Raw genomic sequence first — 14,021 nt, 5'->3', positions numbered from 1 at the left:
CACCGCAACACAGGCAATAAAGGCAGAAACCGCTCCACTCATTTCAAGGCAGATCGCGATGAAAGCTTACGCCGTACCCTTCGAGAAATACGTCAACCTGGCCGACGCCCGCCTGGGCACCCGCGCCATTTCCGTCACTGACGACTGGTTCGCCGACGTCAACCGGCTGTTCCAGCCGACGCCGGCCGTATGGAAGGAGGGCGTGTTCGATGACAACGGCAAGTGGATGGACGGCTGGGAGTCGCGCCGCAAGCGCTTCGAAGGCTATGACCATGCGGTGATCCGCCTCGGCGTACCGGGCTGGATCAAGGGCGTGGACATCGACACCAGCCACTTCACCGGCAACTTCCCGCCGTCGGCCTCGCTGGAAGCCTGCTTTGTCGCCGAAGGCGATCCAGACGACGACACCGTCTGGAGCGAAGTCCTGCCGGCCGTCGAGCTCAAGGGCAACAGCCATCACTACCACGAGATCGCCTTCGACAAGCCGGTCAGCCACCTGCGCTTCAACATCTACCCGGACGGCGGCGTCGCCCGCCTGCGCGTGCACGGCATTCCGTACCGCGACTGGAGCAGCGTCGGCGACAACGAGCAGATCGACCTCGCCGCCGCCCTCAACGGCGGCCGCGCACTGGCCTGCTCCGACGAGCACTTCGGCCGCATGAGCAACATCCTCAACCCGAACCGTGGCGAGAACATGGGCGACGGCTGGGAAACCGCCCGCCGTCGCACCCCTGGCAATGACTGGGTGATCGTCGCCCTCGGCCACCCGGGCGAGATCGAGCGCATCGTCGTCGATACCCTGCACTTCAAGGGCAACTACCCGGACAGCTGCACCATCCAGGCGGCCTACGTGAAGGGCGGCACCGACAGCCAGATCGAGACCCAGAGCCTGTTCTGGCGTGAACTGCTGCCGAGCCAGAAGCTCTCCATGCACGCCGAACACGAGTTCGTCGAGCAGATCGCCAGGCTCGGCCCGGTGACCCACGTGCGCCTGAACATCTTCCCGGACGGCGGCGTCAGCCGGCTGCGCTTGTTCGGCAAGGTGGCGAAGTAAGGTGGCGATAGGGGCATGGTGGACTGAAGCAGAACACCGCCCGCCCCTACTGAGCTCGCCCTAGGCCCCGGCCGTAGGGTGGGCTTCAGCCCACCGGATAAACCAGGCTCGCAAGCATGCGGGGCTACAAAGCAGAATTTTGATAACGAGAATGCCATGCGCACCCTGACCATCGAGCCACTGACCAAGGAAGCCTTCGCCCCCTTCGGCGATGTCATCGAGACCGAAGGCAGCGAGTTCTTCATGATCAACAACGGCTCGACCCGCCGCTATCACAAGCTGGCCACGGTCGAGACCGCCGCGTCCGAGGACAGGGCGATCATCAGCATCTTCGCCGCCGAGGCGCTCGAGATGCCGCTGGTCATCCGCATGCTGGAGCGTCATCCGCTGGGCAGCCAGGCCTTCGTGCCGCTGCTCGGCCACCCCTTTCTGGTCGTGGTCGCGCCACTTGGCGATGCACCTGTACCGGGCCACGTCCGCGCCTTCCGCAGCAACGGCAGGCAGGGCGTCAATTACCACCGCGGCGTCTGGCACCACCCGGTGCTGACGATCGAAAAGCGGGATGAATTCCTGGTGGTCGATCGCAGCGGTTCTGGCAACAACTGCGACGAGTACTTCTTCACGGAGGATCAGCAACTCCTCCTCGACCCCCAACAGGTTTCGCGCTGAGCCCAACCGCGCGCGGTGACTCGGACCGATACCCATAAGAAGAAAGGACGGCAGCTGCAGCCGCCGTACAAGAGGTAATCAACGTGGACGCACATCTGACCGAATGGCTGAACCTGGGAATTCGCTGGATCCACATGATCGTCGGCATCGCCTGGATCGGTGCTTCCTTCTATTTCGTCTGGCTGGAAAACAACCTCAACCGCAGCAACCCGCGCGAAGGGCTGTCCGGTGACCTCTGGGCCATCCACGGCGGCGGTATCTACCACCTGGAGAAATACAAGCTCGCCCCGCCGCAGATGCCGGAGAACCTGCACTGGTTCAAGTGGGAGGCCTACACCACCTGGCTGTCGGGCGTGGCCCTGCTGATGGTGGTCTACTACCTCAACCCGGGCCTGTACCTGATCGCCCCCGGCAGCGAGCTGTCGCCCGCCACTGCCGTGGCGATCGGCTTCGGCTCGCTGATCGTCGGCTGGTTCGTCTACGACCTGCTGTGCGACTCGCCGCTGGGCAAGACGCCGGCGCTGCTCGGTCTGGTGCTGTTCGTGCTGGTGATCGCCGCCTGCTGGGGCTATGCGCAGATCTTCAGCGGCCGCGCCGCCTACATCCATACCGGCGCGCTGATCGGCACCATCATGGTCGGCAACGTGCTGCGCATCATCATGCCGGCGCAGCGCGCGCTGGTCGCCGCCATCGAGCAGAACCGCACCCCCGACCCGGTGCTGCCGGCCAAGGGCCTGCTGCGCTCGCGGCACAACAACTACTTCACCCTGCCGGTGCTGTTCATCATGATCAGCAACCACTTCCCGAGCACCTACGGCAGCCAGTACAACTGGGCGATCCTCGCCGGCCTGGCGGCACTCGCGGTGCTGGTGCGGCACTTCTTCAACACCCGCCACGACAGCCAGCGCTTCGCCTGGGCCCTGCCGGCCGCCGCCGTGGGCATGATCTGCCTGGCCTTCGTCACCTCGCCGAACCGCCCGAGCAGCACGCCGAACCTGGCCGCCACCACCCCCGAGCAGGCCAGCGCCGCGGCCCAGGCGCATGCCGGGGCACCGGCGTTCGAAGAAGTCAGCGAGGTGATCCATGCGCGCTGCACCGTCTGCCATTCGGCCAACCCGAGCAGCCCGATGTTCTCCAGCGCACCGGCCGGGGTGATGTTCGACACCCCCGAGCAGATCCGCCAGCAGGCCGCGAAGATCCACGCGCAGAGCGTCGCCAGCCAGATCATGCCGCTGGGCAACATCACCCAGATGACCCAGGACGAGCGCGACCTGCTCGCCAGCTGGATCGCCCAGGGCGCCAGCCTCGACTGAACCGCCGCGCCGGGGCCCCTGCGGCCCCGGCGTGTGCCTCGCCTGCTGTTACAAATTCATCGAGAAAAGCGCCGCGCGCTTGCCTGAAATCAGCCGCCGCAAGGCCAACTTGGCTAGGCTGGTGGGGCGTTGCCGATCGCCCAGGTGCCTCGATGAAAGACCGCCCCGCCCCGCCCCGCCACCCTCGTCAACCGGAATGGCACAGCCTCGCGCCCGGCGATGTCGCCCGCCAACTGCGCAGCGGCCCGGGCGGCCTGAGCGACGCCGAGGCCCGCGAGCGCCTGGCCGAGTACGGCGCCAACCGCCTCGCCCCGCCGAAGACCCGCGGCCCGCTGATGCGCCTGCTCGCGCAGTTCCACAACATCCTGCTCTACGTGATGCTGGCCAGCTCGGTGATCACCGCGCTGCTCGAGCACTGGGTCGACGCCGCCGTGCTGCTGGCCGCCGCGGTGATCAACGCGGTGATCGGCTTCATCCAGGAAGGCAAGGCCGAGGCGGCGCTGGACGCCATTCGCGCGATGCTCTCGACCCAGGCGACGGTGATCCGCGACGGCAACCGCCGGCAGATCGACGCCACCGAACTGGTGCCCGGCGACCGCGTGCTGCTCGGCTCCGGCGACCGCGTGCCGGCCGACCTGCGCCTGCTGACCGTCCGCGAGCTGCGCATCGAGGAAGCCGCGCTGACCGGCGAATCGCTGCCGGTGGAAAAGCACATCGAGGCGGTGGCCAGCGGGGCACCGCTGGGCGATCGCTACGACATGGCCTATTCCGGCACCCTGGTCGTCTACGGCCAGGCCACCGGCATCGTGGTCGGCACCGGCGCCGACACCGAACTGGGCAAGATCAACCGCCTGCTGACCGACATCCACCACGCGACCACGCCGCTGCTGCGCCAGATGGACCGCTTCGGCCGCGTGCTGGCCTTCGCCATTCTCGCCGTCTGCGCGCTGACCTTCGCCGTCGGTACGCTCTGGCGCGGCCACGGCCTGGAGGACATGTTCCTCATGGTGGTGGCCCTCGCCGCGGCGGCGATTCCCGAAGGCCTGCCGGCGATCATGACCGTCACCCTGGCGCTCGGCGTGCAGCGCATGGCCCAGCGCAACGCCATCATCCGCCGGCTGCCGGCGGTGGAGACCCTGGGCTCGGTGACGGTGATCTGCTCGGACAAGACCGGCACCCTGACGCGCAACGAGATGACCGTGCAGCGCGTGGTCTGCGCCGTGCACCGCTTCGAGGTCGGCGGCGTGGGCTACACGCCGGTCGGCGACTGCACCCTGGACGGGCGCATCATCGACCCCGAGCACTACCCGTCCCTGGCGCTGGCGATCCGCACCGGCGTGCTGTGCAACGACGCGCGGCTGCGCGAGGTGGATGGCCACTGGCGGGTCGATGGCGACCCCACCGAAGGCGCCCTGCTGGTGCTCGGCGGCAAGGTCGGCTTCAGCCAGCACATCGCCGACGCCGCCTGGCCGCGCATCGACTCGATTCCCTTCGAATCCCAGCACCGCTACATGGCCAGCCAGCACCGCGACAGCGACGGCGTCTCCTGGCTGTTCGTCAAGGGCGCGCCGGAACGGGTCATGGAGATGTGCGACCACCAGCTCGGCGACAACGGCGAGCAGCCGCTGGATGCCGACTACTGGCGGCGCATGGCCAGCGACATCGCCGCCCGCGGCCTGCGCCTGCTGGCCCTGGCGTGCAAGCGCGCCGAACCGGCCAGCGGCCACCTGGAGAGCGCCGACCTGCACGGCGGCTTCGGCCTGGTGGCGCTGGTCGGCATCATCGACCCGCCACGCGAGGAAGCCGTCGCCGCGGTCGCCGAATGCCACCGCGCCGGCATCCGCGTGAAGATGATCACCGGCGACCACGCCGAGACCGCCCGCGCGATCGGCGCGCAACTGGACATCGGCGGCGGCCGCGCGGCGATCACCGGCGCCGAGGTGGCGCTGATGGAGGATGCCGAGCTGCGCCGCGTGGTGCGCGACGTCGATGTCTTCGCCCGCGCCAGCCCCGAGCACAAGCTGCGCCTGGTCGAGGCGCTGCAGGCCTGCGGCGAGGTGGTCGCGATGACCGGCGACGGGGTCAACGACGCCCCGGCGCTCAAGCGCGCCGACGTCGGCGTGGCCATGGGCCTGAAGGGCACCGAGGCGGCCAAGGAGGCTGCCGACATGGTGCTGGCCGACGACAACTTCGCCACCATCGCCTCGGCGGTGCGCGAAGGCCGTGCGGTCTACGACAACCTGAAGAAGTTCGTGCTGTTCTCGCTGCCGACCAATGGCGGCGAGGCGCTGGTGGTGATCGCCGCGATCCTCTTCGAGCTGGCGCTGCCGATGACGCCGGCACAGGTGCTCTGGGTCAACCTGGTCACCTCCAGCACCCTGGGCCTGGCGCTGGCCTTCGAGCCGGACGAGCGCGGCATCATGCAGCGCCTGCCGCGGCCGCCGGGCCAGCCGCTGCTCAGCGGCTTCTTCGCCTGGCGAGTGATCATGGTCTCGCTGCTGATGATGATCGGCGCGCTGGGCGTGTTCCTCTGGGAGATGCAGCGCAGCGGCGACCTGCAGACCGCCCGCACGCTGGCGGTCAACGCGGTGGTGATGGCCGAGATCTTCTACCTGGTCAGCAGCCGCTCGATCTTCGCCTCGGTGCTCAGCCGCCAGGGGCTGACCGGCAACCCCTACGTGCTGCTCTCGATCGCCGCCTGCCTGCCGTTGCAGCTGGCCTTCACCCATGCCCCGGCGATGCAGGCGCTGTTCGGCTCGGTCGACCTGAGCCTCACCCAGTGGCTGCAGGCCGTCGCCGCCGGGTTGCTGGTGCTGCTGGTCGCCGAACTGGAGAAGCTGCTGATCCGTCGCTCGCCGCTGGGCCGGCGGCTGGGCGACCGCTACGCGGCACCAGCCCCGGCGGCGCTCGACAATCGATGACCGCCGGCTACAATTCGGCGCCCCGTTCGCCCCGGAATCGCCTCGATGATTGAAGCCAGCTGGATCGCCTTTGCCTTCGTCCTGGGCCTGGCGGCCCGTGCCATCGGCCTGCCGCCGCTGATCGGCTACCTCGGCGCCGGCTTCGCCCTGGCCGCAGCCGGCGAGCGCATCGGCGTCGGCGCGGACGACAGCGAGATCCTCCAGCACCTGGCGCACCTGGGCGTGCTGCTGTTGCTGTTCACCGTCGGCCTCAAGCTCAAGCTCAGCAACCTGGTGCGCCGCGAGGTGATCGGCGGCAGCCTGCTGCACTTCACGCTGTCCAGCCTGCTGGTGCTGCCGGCGGTGCTGTTCATCTTCGAATCCAGCTGGCGCGACGCCCTGCTGATCGCCGTCGCCCTGTCGTTCTCCAGCACCGTGCTGGCGGCCAAGGTGCTCGAGGGCAAGCGCGAGCTGAAGGCCTTCCACGGCCGCGTGGCGATCGGCGTGCTGATCATCCAGGACCTCATCGCCCTGGTGGTCATGAGCCTGGCCGCCGGCCAGGTGCCCTCGCCCTGGGCGCTGCTGGTGTTCCTCCTGCCGCTGCTGCGGCCGCTGCTGTTCCGCCTGCTCGACCACTCCGGCCACGAGGAGCTGCTGGTGCTGCTCGGCCTGATGCTGGCGCTGGTGGTCGGCGGCGTCGGCTTCGAACACCTGGGCCTGAGTTCCGAGCTCGGCGCGCTGGCCTTCGGCGCCATGCTGGCCAAGCACAAGCGCGCCACCGAGCTGTCCAACTCGCTGTGGGCGATCAAGGAAGTCTTCCTGGTCGGCTTCTTCCTGCAGATCGGCATCGGCGGCCTGCCCGATGCCGACGCCATGATCTTCGCGGTGGTCGTCGCCCTGCTGCTGCCGCTCAAGGGCGTGCTGTTCTTCTTCCTGTTCCTCGGCTTCCGCCTGCGCGCGCGCAGCGCCTTTCTCAGCGCCACGAGCCTGACCAACTACAGCGAGTTCGGCCTGATCGTCGCCAGCGTGGTGCTGCCGCAGTGGCTGACACCTTTGGCCATCGCCGTGGCGCTGTCGTTCGTCGTCTCCGCGCAGCTCAACCGCGTTTCCCACCCGCTCTACGATCGCCTGGCCCGCCGGCTGATCCCGCTGGAACGCAACATCCGCCACCCCGACGAGCAACCGGTGTCGCTGCGTGATGCGCAGATCCTGGTGATGGGCATGGGCCGCACCGGCCGCGCCGCCTACGACCACCTCAAGGCCAAGGGCTTCCGGGTGGTCAGCCTGGATTCGGACCCGGTGATGGTGCAGCGCAACATCGACGAGGGCCGCAACATCTTCTTCGCCGACGCCGAGGACCAGATGTTCTGGCAGACCCTGGAGATGAACCAGGTGCGCGCCGTGGTGCTGGCGATGAACGACCCGGAGGCCAAGATCATCTCCACCACCAAGCTGCGCGGCATCGGCTTCGACGGGCTGATCGTCTCGCATGCCATGTACGAGGACATCGCCGAGCGCATCCAGGCCGCCGGCGCCGATCGCACCTACCTGACCATGACCGAGGCCGGCACCGGCCTGGCGGAGAACGTCGCCCGCGAGCTGCGCCTCGACGCCTGAGCAGCCCTTAAATTGTGTACAAAAATACACGCCACTTGTTTTCATGCGTGAATACAGCCTGCTATAGTCCAGCACGCTACCGGCCCGACGCTGCACCGTCAGCCGTCGCGCCATGCAGGCCCATGACCGCACAACAACAAATGGCAGGCTTAGCAATGATCCGAGAACCCAGGCCGATGACGGCCGCTCGACCGCCCCTTTCCGCCGCTCCGCCCCGAGCCTCGACGGTTGCCCGACCGCCGCAGGCACCGCCCCTGCGACCCGATGCCACAACGAAACCGCCACGCATTCGTCGGGCCTGAGCCGTCCCGCGCTTCCCGCCTCGCGACCGCTACCCGACAATGCGAGGCCAAAAAAATCGACACTGGCAAACACAGGAATCATCCATGCACCTGAAGACCGCTTCCCTCGCCCTCGCCGGCAGCCTGCTGGCCGCCCCGGCCATGGCCGAAGGCCTGCTGCACTGGCAGAACAACAGCCTGACCTACCTGTACGGCAAGGACTACAAGATCGACCCGGACACCCAGCAGACCGTCACCTTCGAGCACGCAAGCGGCTGGGCCTGGGGCGACCTGTTCCTGTTCGTCGACAACATCTGGTTCAACGGCCCCAACGGCAACGATGGCCACACCTACTACGGCGAATTCAGCCCGCGCCTGTCGCTGGGCAAGATCAGCGGCCAGGACCTGTCGTTCGGCCCGGTCAAGGACGTGCTGCTCGCCGCCACCTACGAGCGCGGCGAAAGCCAGGCCGATGGCACGCCGAACCAGAACTACCTGCTCGGCCCGGCGGTGGACCTGGACGTGCCCGGCTTCGACCGCCTGGCGCTGAACCTCTACTACCGCAAGCCCGATGGCAGCACCGGCAAGCCTTCCGGCCAGTGGCAACTGACCCCGACCTGGGCGATGACCTTCCCGGTGGGCAAGTCGGACATCCTCTTCGACGGCTTCATCGACTGGGTGATCAACGATGCCGGCTCCGAGCGCCGCGGCGACTTCATCTCGAAGAACCTGCACATCGTGCCGCAGATCAAGTACGACCTGGGCAAGGCGCTGGACTACACCCCGGGCCGGCTCTACGTGGGTATCGAGTACGACTACTGGTCGGACAAGTACGGCATCGAGGACGGCGGCTACGTCAGCCGCAACTTCGTCGGCAAGACCGACCAAAGCACCTTCAGCGCCATCGTCAAGGCGCACTTCTGAACCTGATTGCGCAGTACTGAAAAGGGCGACCCTCGGGTCGCCCTTTTTCGTGGGTGCCCTGCCCGGCTACAGGCGGAAACTGCCCATCTGCCGCCCGAGGTCCTCGGCCAGTTGCGAGAGCGCCTGGCAGTCGCTGCGGCAGGCCTGCACGTCGCGCGCCGTGGCCTGCGCCAGGTCGGCGATACCCTGCACGTTGCGGGTGATCTCCTCGGTCACGCTGCTCTGCTCCTCGGTCGCGGTGGCGACCTGGGTGTTCATGTCGCTGATCGCCTCGACCTGCTCGGTGATCGCGCCGAGCGACTGCCCGGTGCGCTGGCTGGCCTGCACCCCGGTGCCGGTGGCGGCCTGCCCGGCGTGCATCGAGGCAACCGCGTTGTCGGCACCGCTCTTGAGCCGCTGGATCATCTGCTGGATTTCGTCGGTCGAGCCCTGGGTACGGCTGGCCAGGGTACGCACCTCGTCGGCGACCACCGCGAAGCCGCGGCCCATCTCGCCGGCCCGCGCCGCCTCGATGGCCGCGTTCAATGCCAGCAGGTTGGTCTGCTCGGAGATGCCGCGGATGACCGCCAGCACCTGGTCGATGGACGCCACCTGCTGCGCCAGCTCGGTCACCGAGCCGGCGGCCTGACCGATCTCGCCGGACATCCGCTCGATATGCGCGATGGATTCGCCGACCACCGCGCGCGCCTCGAGCGCCTCGTTGCGCGCGCCCTGGGAGGCTTGCGCGGCACTGCTGGCGTTGCGCGCGATCTCCTGCACGGTCAGGCCCATCTCGTGCACCGCGGTGGCGACCATGTCGGTCATCTCGTGCTGGCGCCCGGCCCGCGCGGCGGTGTCGTCCACCACCCGCGCCACCTGGCCGACGGCGCCGCGCAGCTGTTCGCTGGTGGTCAGCACGTCGCCGATCAGCCCGCGCAGGCTGGCGATGAAGCGGTTGAAGCCGCGCGCCAGGTCGCCCAGTTCGTCGGCGCGGCTCTCGTCCAGGCGACGGGTCAGGTCGCCACCGCCGCCGCCGATCTCCACCAGCGCCGCGGTGACCTGGCGGATCGGCCGTACCAGCCCGCGCGCCAGCAGCACGACAGCCAGCAGCGAGAACAGGCCGATGGCGGCGCCGATCAGGCTGGTCATCCACAGCGTGCGGCGCGCCTCGCCGAAGACCTCCGCCTCCGGCACCTCGGCGACCAGCAGCCAGCCCAGCCCCTGCAGCGGCTGGGCCATGGCGAGGAAGGTTTCGCCGTCGCGCTCGAAGCGCACCACCTGCCCGGCCTGCGCCTGCAGTTGCCGCGCAGCCTCGGCGCCGGTCAGCTCGGCCAGCGCGGCGCGGCCATTGCGCTCGCTTTGCGGATGGATCTTGACCTGGCCATCGTCACCGACCAGGTACACCTCGCCGCGCTCGCCGAGGCGGAAGTCGGCGATCAGCGCGGACATGCTGCTCAGGCTGTAGCCCAGGCCGGCGACGCCCAGCGTGCGCCCGCCGGCGGCGATGCGCTGGTTGATGAACAGCGTCGGCTGGCCGGTGGCCTTGTCGATGTCCAGTTCCACCCGGCGCTCCACGCCGCTGTCGAGCAGGCCGTAGAACCAGCCATCGGCCGGGTTCGCCCGCGACAGCGTGCGGCTGAGGCCGGCGTCGGCGTAGTAGTGGCCGCTGTCGAGCACCGCGATGGAGGTGGTCAGCGCGTTCTGCTGGGCCTTCACGCCGTGCAGGTAGCGGGCGATGGCCTCGGCCTGCTGCGGGTCCTCGCCGGCGCCCAGCCAGTCATGCACCAGGCTGTTGCCGGCGATGCCGGCGGTGGCGGTGATCGGCGCCGCCAGGGTGCGCCCGATGTCATTGCCGATCGCGCCGATCCTCGCCGGCAGCGCCTCGCCCAGCAGGTAGCGCTCGGCCTGCCGCTCCACCGCCGAGGCGTAGACGAGGATGACCACCAGCAGGCTCGCCAGCAGCGCGGCGCCCATGCTGACGACCAGCTGCAATTGGATACTGCGTTGCATGAAGCGCATGGCATGACTCCGTAGCTTTATAGGTATGGGTTCTGATCTGTGCACAATCGTGTATACCGAGCGCACGACTCGACGTTCCGCTATCGACCCGCACGGCCCATTGCTTGAGGCCACTCGTCCATTAGCTGCCGCGCGGCCCGGAGAGGAGCCCGCCCAGGTCGGGCCCCAGGCATGACGCGCCCGGCTAGCGGCCAGCCGCCTGCCTGGCCTTCTGCCGCTCGAGGAAGTCGACCTTCCACTGCTCCATGCCGATGTACGGCGAGTCCAGGCCGGCCTCCACGCCGTATTCGGCCTTCAGCGCCACGAGCGTGTCGCGCTGCTCGTCGAGAAAGCGGTCGAAGCGCTGGATCAGCTCCGGGTGGCGCACGCTGGACAGGTGGTAGGTGCCGCGGCTGTGCGGCAGCCCGGCATCGAACACCAGCGCGCCGGGCTGGGTGCGCACGTGGTCGAGGTAATGCATGGCGACGACGATGTTGTAGTAGGCGCCATCGGTTTCCCTGAGCATGGCCTGGCGGATCATGCGCGGCAGATCGCGGCTGCCGATCGGCAGGATCTGCCCGGCGCCGATCGGCGCCTCGTAGCCGCGCGGTGTCCAGCCATCGACCACCGCCAGCCGCTTGAGCTGCCCGATGCCCAGCCCCTGCCGCCGGGGCGCCACCATGACGCCATCGACATAGGCCACCGCCGCCTGGCTGTAGTGCAGCCGATGGCCGGCCTTGTCGGCAGCCGACCAGGCCGGGCTGTCGGGATACTTGAAATCGACGCTGCCGGCGAGCAGCGCCGGCAGCAACTCGGCGGCCGGCAGCGGCCGGTAGGCCAGGCGTATGCCGGCCTGTGCGGCGAATGCATCCAGCAGGTCGCGCGCGAAACCCCGGTATTCGCCGGTCTGCTCCACGCTGTAATGCGGCATGAAGTGGGCCTGCTCGACCCCGACGACGTAGGTCGGCTCGGCATGCAGCGCGGCAGGGAACATCAGCAGTACGCTGGCGGTAAGGGGCTTCATCGTGTGCTCCTGGCGATCGTTGTTGTTCTTGTACGTCCGGCATGGCGCACCGCCGCAACATGGCGAACCAATGGCGCCAAACAATTGTATACACAACTGATCACAATGAGGGAAGCATTCGTGCCGGGCGCAGTTCGCCCTTGTTGTAGCCGGCCTGCTGCCGCAGAATTTCCGCACTTTTGTCCAGCGCTCGTCATCGAGCAGCCCCGGGCCCGGTGCAGACCGGCCCCGCCGCGGAAATCGAACAGCCCATGTCCAGCATCCGAGAGCGCAACAAAGAACTGATCCTGCGGGCCGCCAGCGAGGAGTTCGCCGAGAAGGGCTTCGCCGCTACCAAGACCAGCGACATCGCGGCCCGCGCCGGGCTCCCCAAGCCCAACGTCTACTACTACTTCAAGTCGAAGGAAAACCTCTATCGCGAGGTACTGGAGAGCATCGTCGAGCCGTTGCTGGCGGCCTCGGCGCCGTTCAACCAGCCGGGCGAGCCGGCCGAGGTGCTGCGCGCCTACATCCGCAGCAAGATCCGCATCTCCCGCGAGCACGCCGGCGCCTCCAAGGTGTTCGCCAGCGAGATCATGCACGGTGCGCCACACCTGTCCGCCGAGCGCGTCGCCCAGCTCAACGCCCAGGCCGCGCACAACATCGCGCGGCTGCAGGGCTGGATCGACGCGGGACGGATGGCGGCGGTGGACCCGAGCCACCTGCTGTTCAGCATCTGGGCGGCGACCCAGACCTATGCCGACTTCGACTGGCAGATCACCAGCGTCACCGGCAAGGAGCGCCTGGATGACGACGACTACGAAGCCGCCGCCGAGACCATCATCCGCCTGGTGCTCAAGGGCTGCGAAGTCAGCGAGGCGCCTGCCCGGCCAGGGCCGGAGGCTACGCCGCGCTGAGGCCGCCGGTCGCTGCGCTGGCGAGCGCGGCGCCTGTCAGGTCGGGACCGGCCGCGGGCCGAGCGGTGCCGGCCGGCCAAGCAGGTAGCCCTGCGCCTTGTTGACCTGCAGGCGACGCAACATGGCCAGCTCCGCCTCCGTCTCGACGCCCTCGGCGACCACCTTGCAGCCTGTTTCCTCGGCGAAACGGATCAGCGCGGCCGCCAGCGCCCGGCTGCCGGTATCGCTGTCGACATTGCGGATCAGGCTGCTGTCGAGCTTGATCACGTCCGGCTTGAGCTTGAGGATGTGGCGAAAGCTCGCGTAGCCGGCCCCGGCATCGTCCACCGCCAGGCGCAGCCCGCCGCGGCGCAGCGGCGCGAGCAGTTCGGCCAGGCGCAGGTAATCCTGGATCGAGGCGTGCTCGGTCACCTCCAGCATCAGGCGGTCGAGCGGGTGGCCGGCGAGCACCCTGCCCACGCCACCACCGAGGATGGTCTGCGGCGAGACGTTGAGCGACAGGTAGCAGTCGGCCGGCAGGCGATCGAAGCCTTGCAGGGCGGCCTCGATCAGCGCGATCTCCAGTTCTTCCTGCAGCCCGACCTGCCCGGCCTCGTCGAACCACTGGTCCGGCGGGCGCTGCGGCTCGCAATGGAAGCGCGCCAGGGCCTCGTGGCCGACGACGCGGTTCTCCACCAGATGCACGATGGGCTGGTAGATCACGCCGAACGCGCGCCGGGCCAGCACATCGCTGATCCGGCTGTGCTTGCTTTCGTGCGCCTGCCGGGTTTTCACCTGGGATTCGAGCAACTGGCCGGCAAAGGCCGCGAACAGCCGCAAGGTGTTCAGGTCGCGCTCGTTGAGGCTGCCGTCCGGGTAGGTGCTGAAACAGCAGAACGTCCCGTACAGCTGGCCGTCGCTGAAGCGAATCGGCACGCTCAGGTGCGCGCCGACCGGCAGCTCGGTGGTGACCGGCAGCGTCAGCGCCTCGGCCAGTTGCGTGGCGTCGCGGATCAGCTCCGGCAGGCGGCCGTCGACCACGCGCTGGCAGTAGCTCTCCTCCAACGGATTGCCATCGCCCGGGCGAATCACCAGATTCTCGGTCTGGCCATCGACATGCCGGAAGATCCGCGCGCCCTCGCTGAATTCGGCGATGAACGCCACCTCCATGCCCATGTGGCTGCGCACCGCATGCAACGCCTCGCAGAGCATCGCGCCGATCGGCAGGCTGGCGCTTTCGAGCCGGGCGAGGATCCGCGCCGGGTCCAGCTCGATCGGTGCCGCGCCTTGCGGGGCAATTCTGATCGGCTTCATCAGGCCGTATACGGCTGAAGCAGAATCTACATGCCTGAGCATCCGTACCTCCCGTCACAATTGCGATCGATTC

At 68.3% G+C, this 14,021-nt stretch carries 9 protein-coding genes and 2 pseudogenes; 7 read left to right on the top strand and 4 right to left on the bottom strand.

Annotation, left to right across the window (positions count from 1 at the left end; genetic code table 11):
• Positions 1–58 precede the first annotated feature (58 nt).
• The 6 genes from alc to L3N39_RS07615 all read left to right on the top strand — a co-directional run bounded on the left by alc (position 59) and on the right by L3N39_RS07615 (position 8,758).
• On the top strand, positions 59–1,054 hold the full coding sequence (alc, locus tag L3N39_RS07640; protein ID WP_237256738.1) for an allantoicase: 996 nt from the start codon (positions 59–61) through the stop codon (positions 1,052–1,054).
• A 156-nt stretch (positions 1,055–1,210) separates the two neighbouring features.
• Positions 1,211–1,723, top strand: a complete 513-nt coding sequence (locus tag L3N39_RS07635; protein ID WP_237256737.1) for an ureidoglycolate lyase — start codon at positions 1,211–1,213, stop codon at positions 1,721–1,723.
• Positions 1,724–1,806: 83 nt separating this feature from the next.
• The gene (locus tag L3N39_RS07630) at positions 1,807–3,036 is read left to right on the top strand and encodes a urate hydroxylase PuuD (protein WP_237256736.1); all 1,230 of its coding nucleotides are present in this window, start codon (positions 1,807–1,809) and stop codon (positions 3,034–3,036) included.
• A 152-nt stretch (positions 3,037–3,188) separates the two neighbouring features.
• Positions 3,189–5,957, top strand: a complete 2,769-nt coding sequence (locus tag L3N39_RS07625; RefSeq protein ID WP_237256733.1) for a cation-transporting P-type ATPase — start codon at positions 3,189–3,191, stop codon at positions 5,955–5,957.
• 45 nt (positions 5,958–6,002) lie between these two features.
• Positions 6,003–7,553, top strand: coding sequence for a cation:proton antiporter family protein (locus L3N39_RS07620; protein ID WP_237256732.1), 1,551 nt, complete (start codon positions 6,003–6,005; stop codon positions 7,551–7,553).
• Between the two features lie 386 nt (positions 7,554–7,939).
• Positions 7,940–8,758 carry an outer membrane protein OmpK gene (locus L3N39_RS07615; RefSeq protein ID WP_237256731.1) on the top strand — a complete coding sequence of 273 codons (819 nt, stop codon included), beginning with the start codon at positions 7,940–7,942 and terminating at the stop codon, positions 8,756–8,758.
• A gap of 66 nt (positions 8,759–8,824) precedes the next feature.
• On the opposite strand, the pseudogene L3N39_RS18990 reads toward L3N39_RS07615, so the two are convergent.
• The 3 genes and pseudogenes from L3N39_RS18990 to L3N39_RS07605 all read right to left on the bottom strand — a co-directional run.
• Positions 8,825–9,412, bottom strand: a pseudogene (locus tag L3N39_RS18990) (methyl-accepting chemotaxis protein); the annotation flags it as partial.
• A gap of 270 nt (positions 9,413–9,682) precedes the next feature.
• Positions 9,683–10,711: pseudogene (locus tag L3N39_RS18985) on the bottom strand (cache domain-containing sensor histidine kinase); the annotation flags it as partial.
• A gap of 229 nt (positions 10,712–10,940) precedes the next feature.
• Positions 10,941–11,759: a transporter substrate-binding domain-containing protein gene (locus L3N39_RS07605; RefSeq protein ID WP_237256729.1), complete on the bottom strand. Its 819-nt coding sequence runs from the start codon at positions 11,757–11,759 to the stop codon at positions 10,941–10,943.
• A gap of 251 nt (positions 11,760–12,010) precedes the next feature.
• Here L3N39_RS07605 and L3N39_RS07600 point away from each other — a divergent pair, with 251 nt between their 5' ends.
• Complete coding sequence (locus tag L3N39_RS07600; protein WP_237256728.1) at positions 12,011–12,655, top strand: TetR/AcrR family transcriptional regulator; 645 nt, start codon at positions 12,011–12,013, stop codon at positions 12,653–12,655.
• Positions 12,656–12,691: 36 nt separating this feature from the next.
• Here L3N39_RS07600 and L3N39_RS07595 read toward each other — a convergent pair whose 3' ends face one another.
• On the bottom strand, positions 12,692–13,948 hold the full coding sequence (locus L3N39_RS07595; RefSeq protein ID WP_237256727.1) for a sensor domain-containing phosphodiesterase: 1,257 nt from the start codon (positions 13,946–13,948) through the stop codon (positions 12,692–12,694).
• Between the last annotated feature and the right edge of the window lie 73 nt (positions 13,949–14,021).

The organism is Pseudomonas oligotrophica (assembly GCF_021726475.1).
In the GTDB taxonomy this organism is placed as follows: Bacteria; Pseudomonadota; Gammaproteobacteria; order Pseudomonadales; family Pseudomonadaceae; genus Stutzerimonas; species Stutzerimonas oligotrophica.
This window is presented reverse-complemented; position numbering and strand designations above follow the sequence as displayed.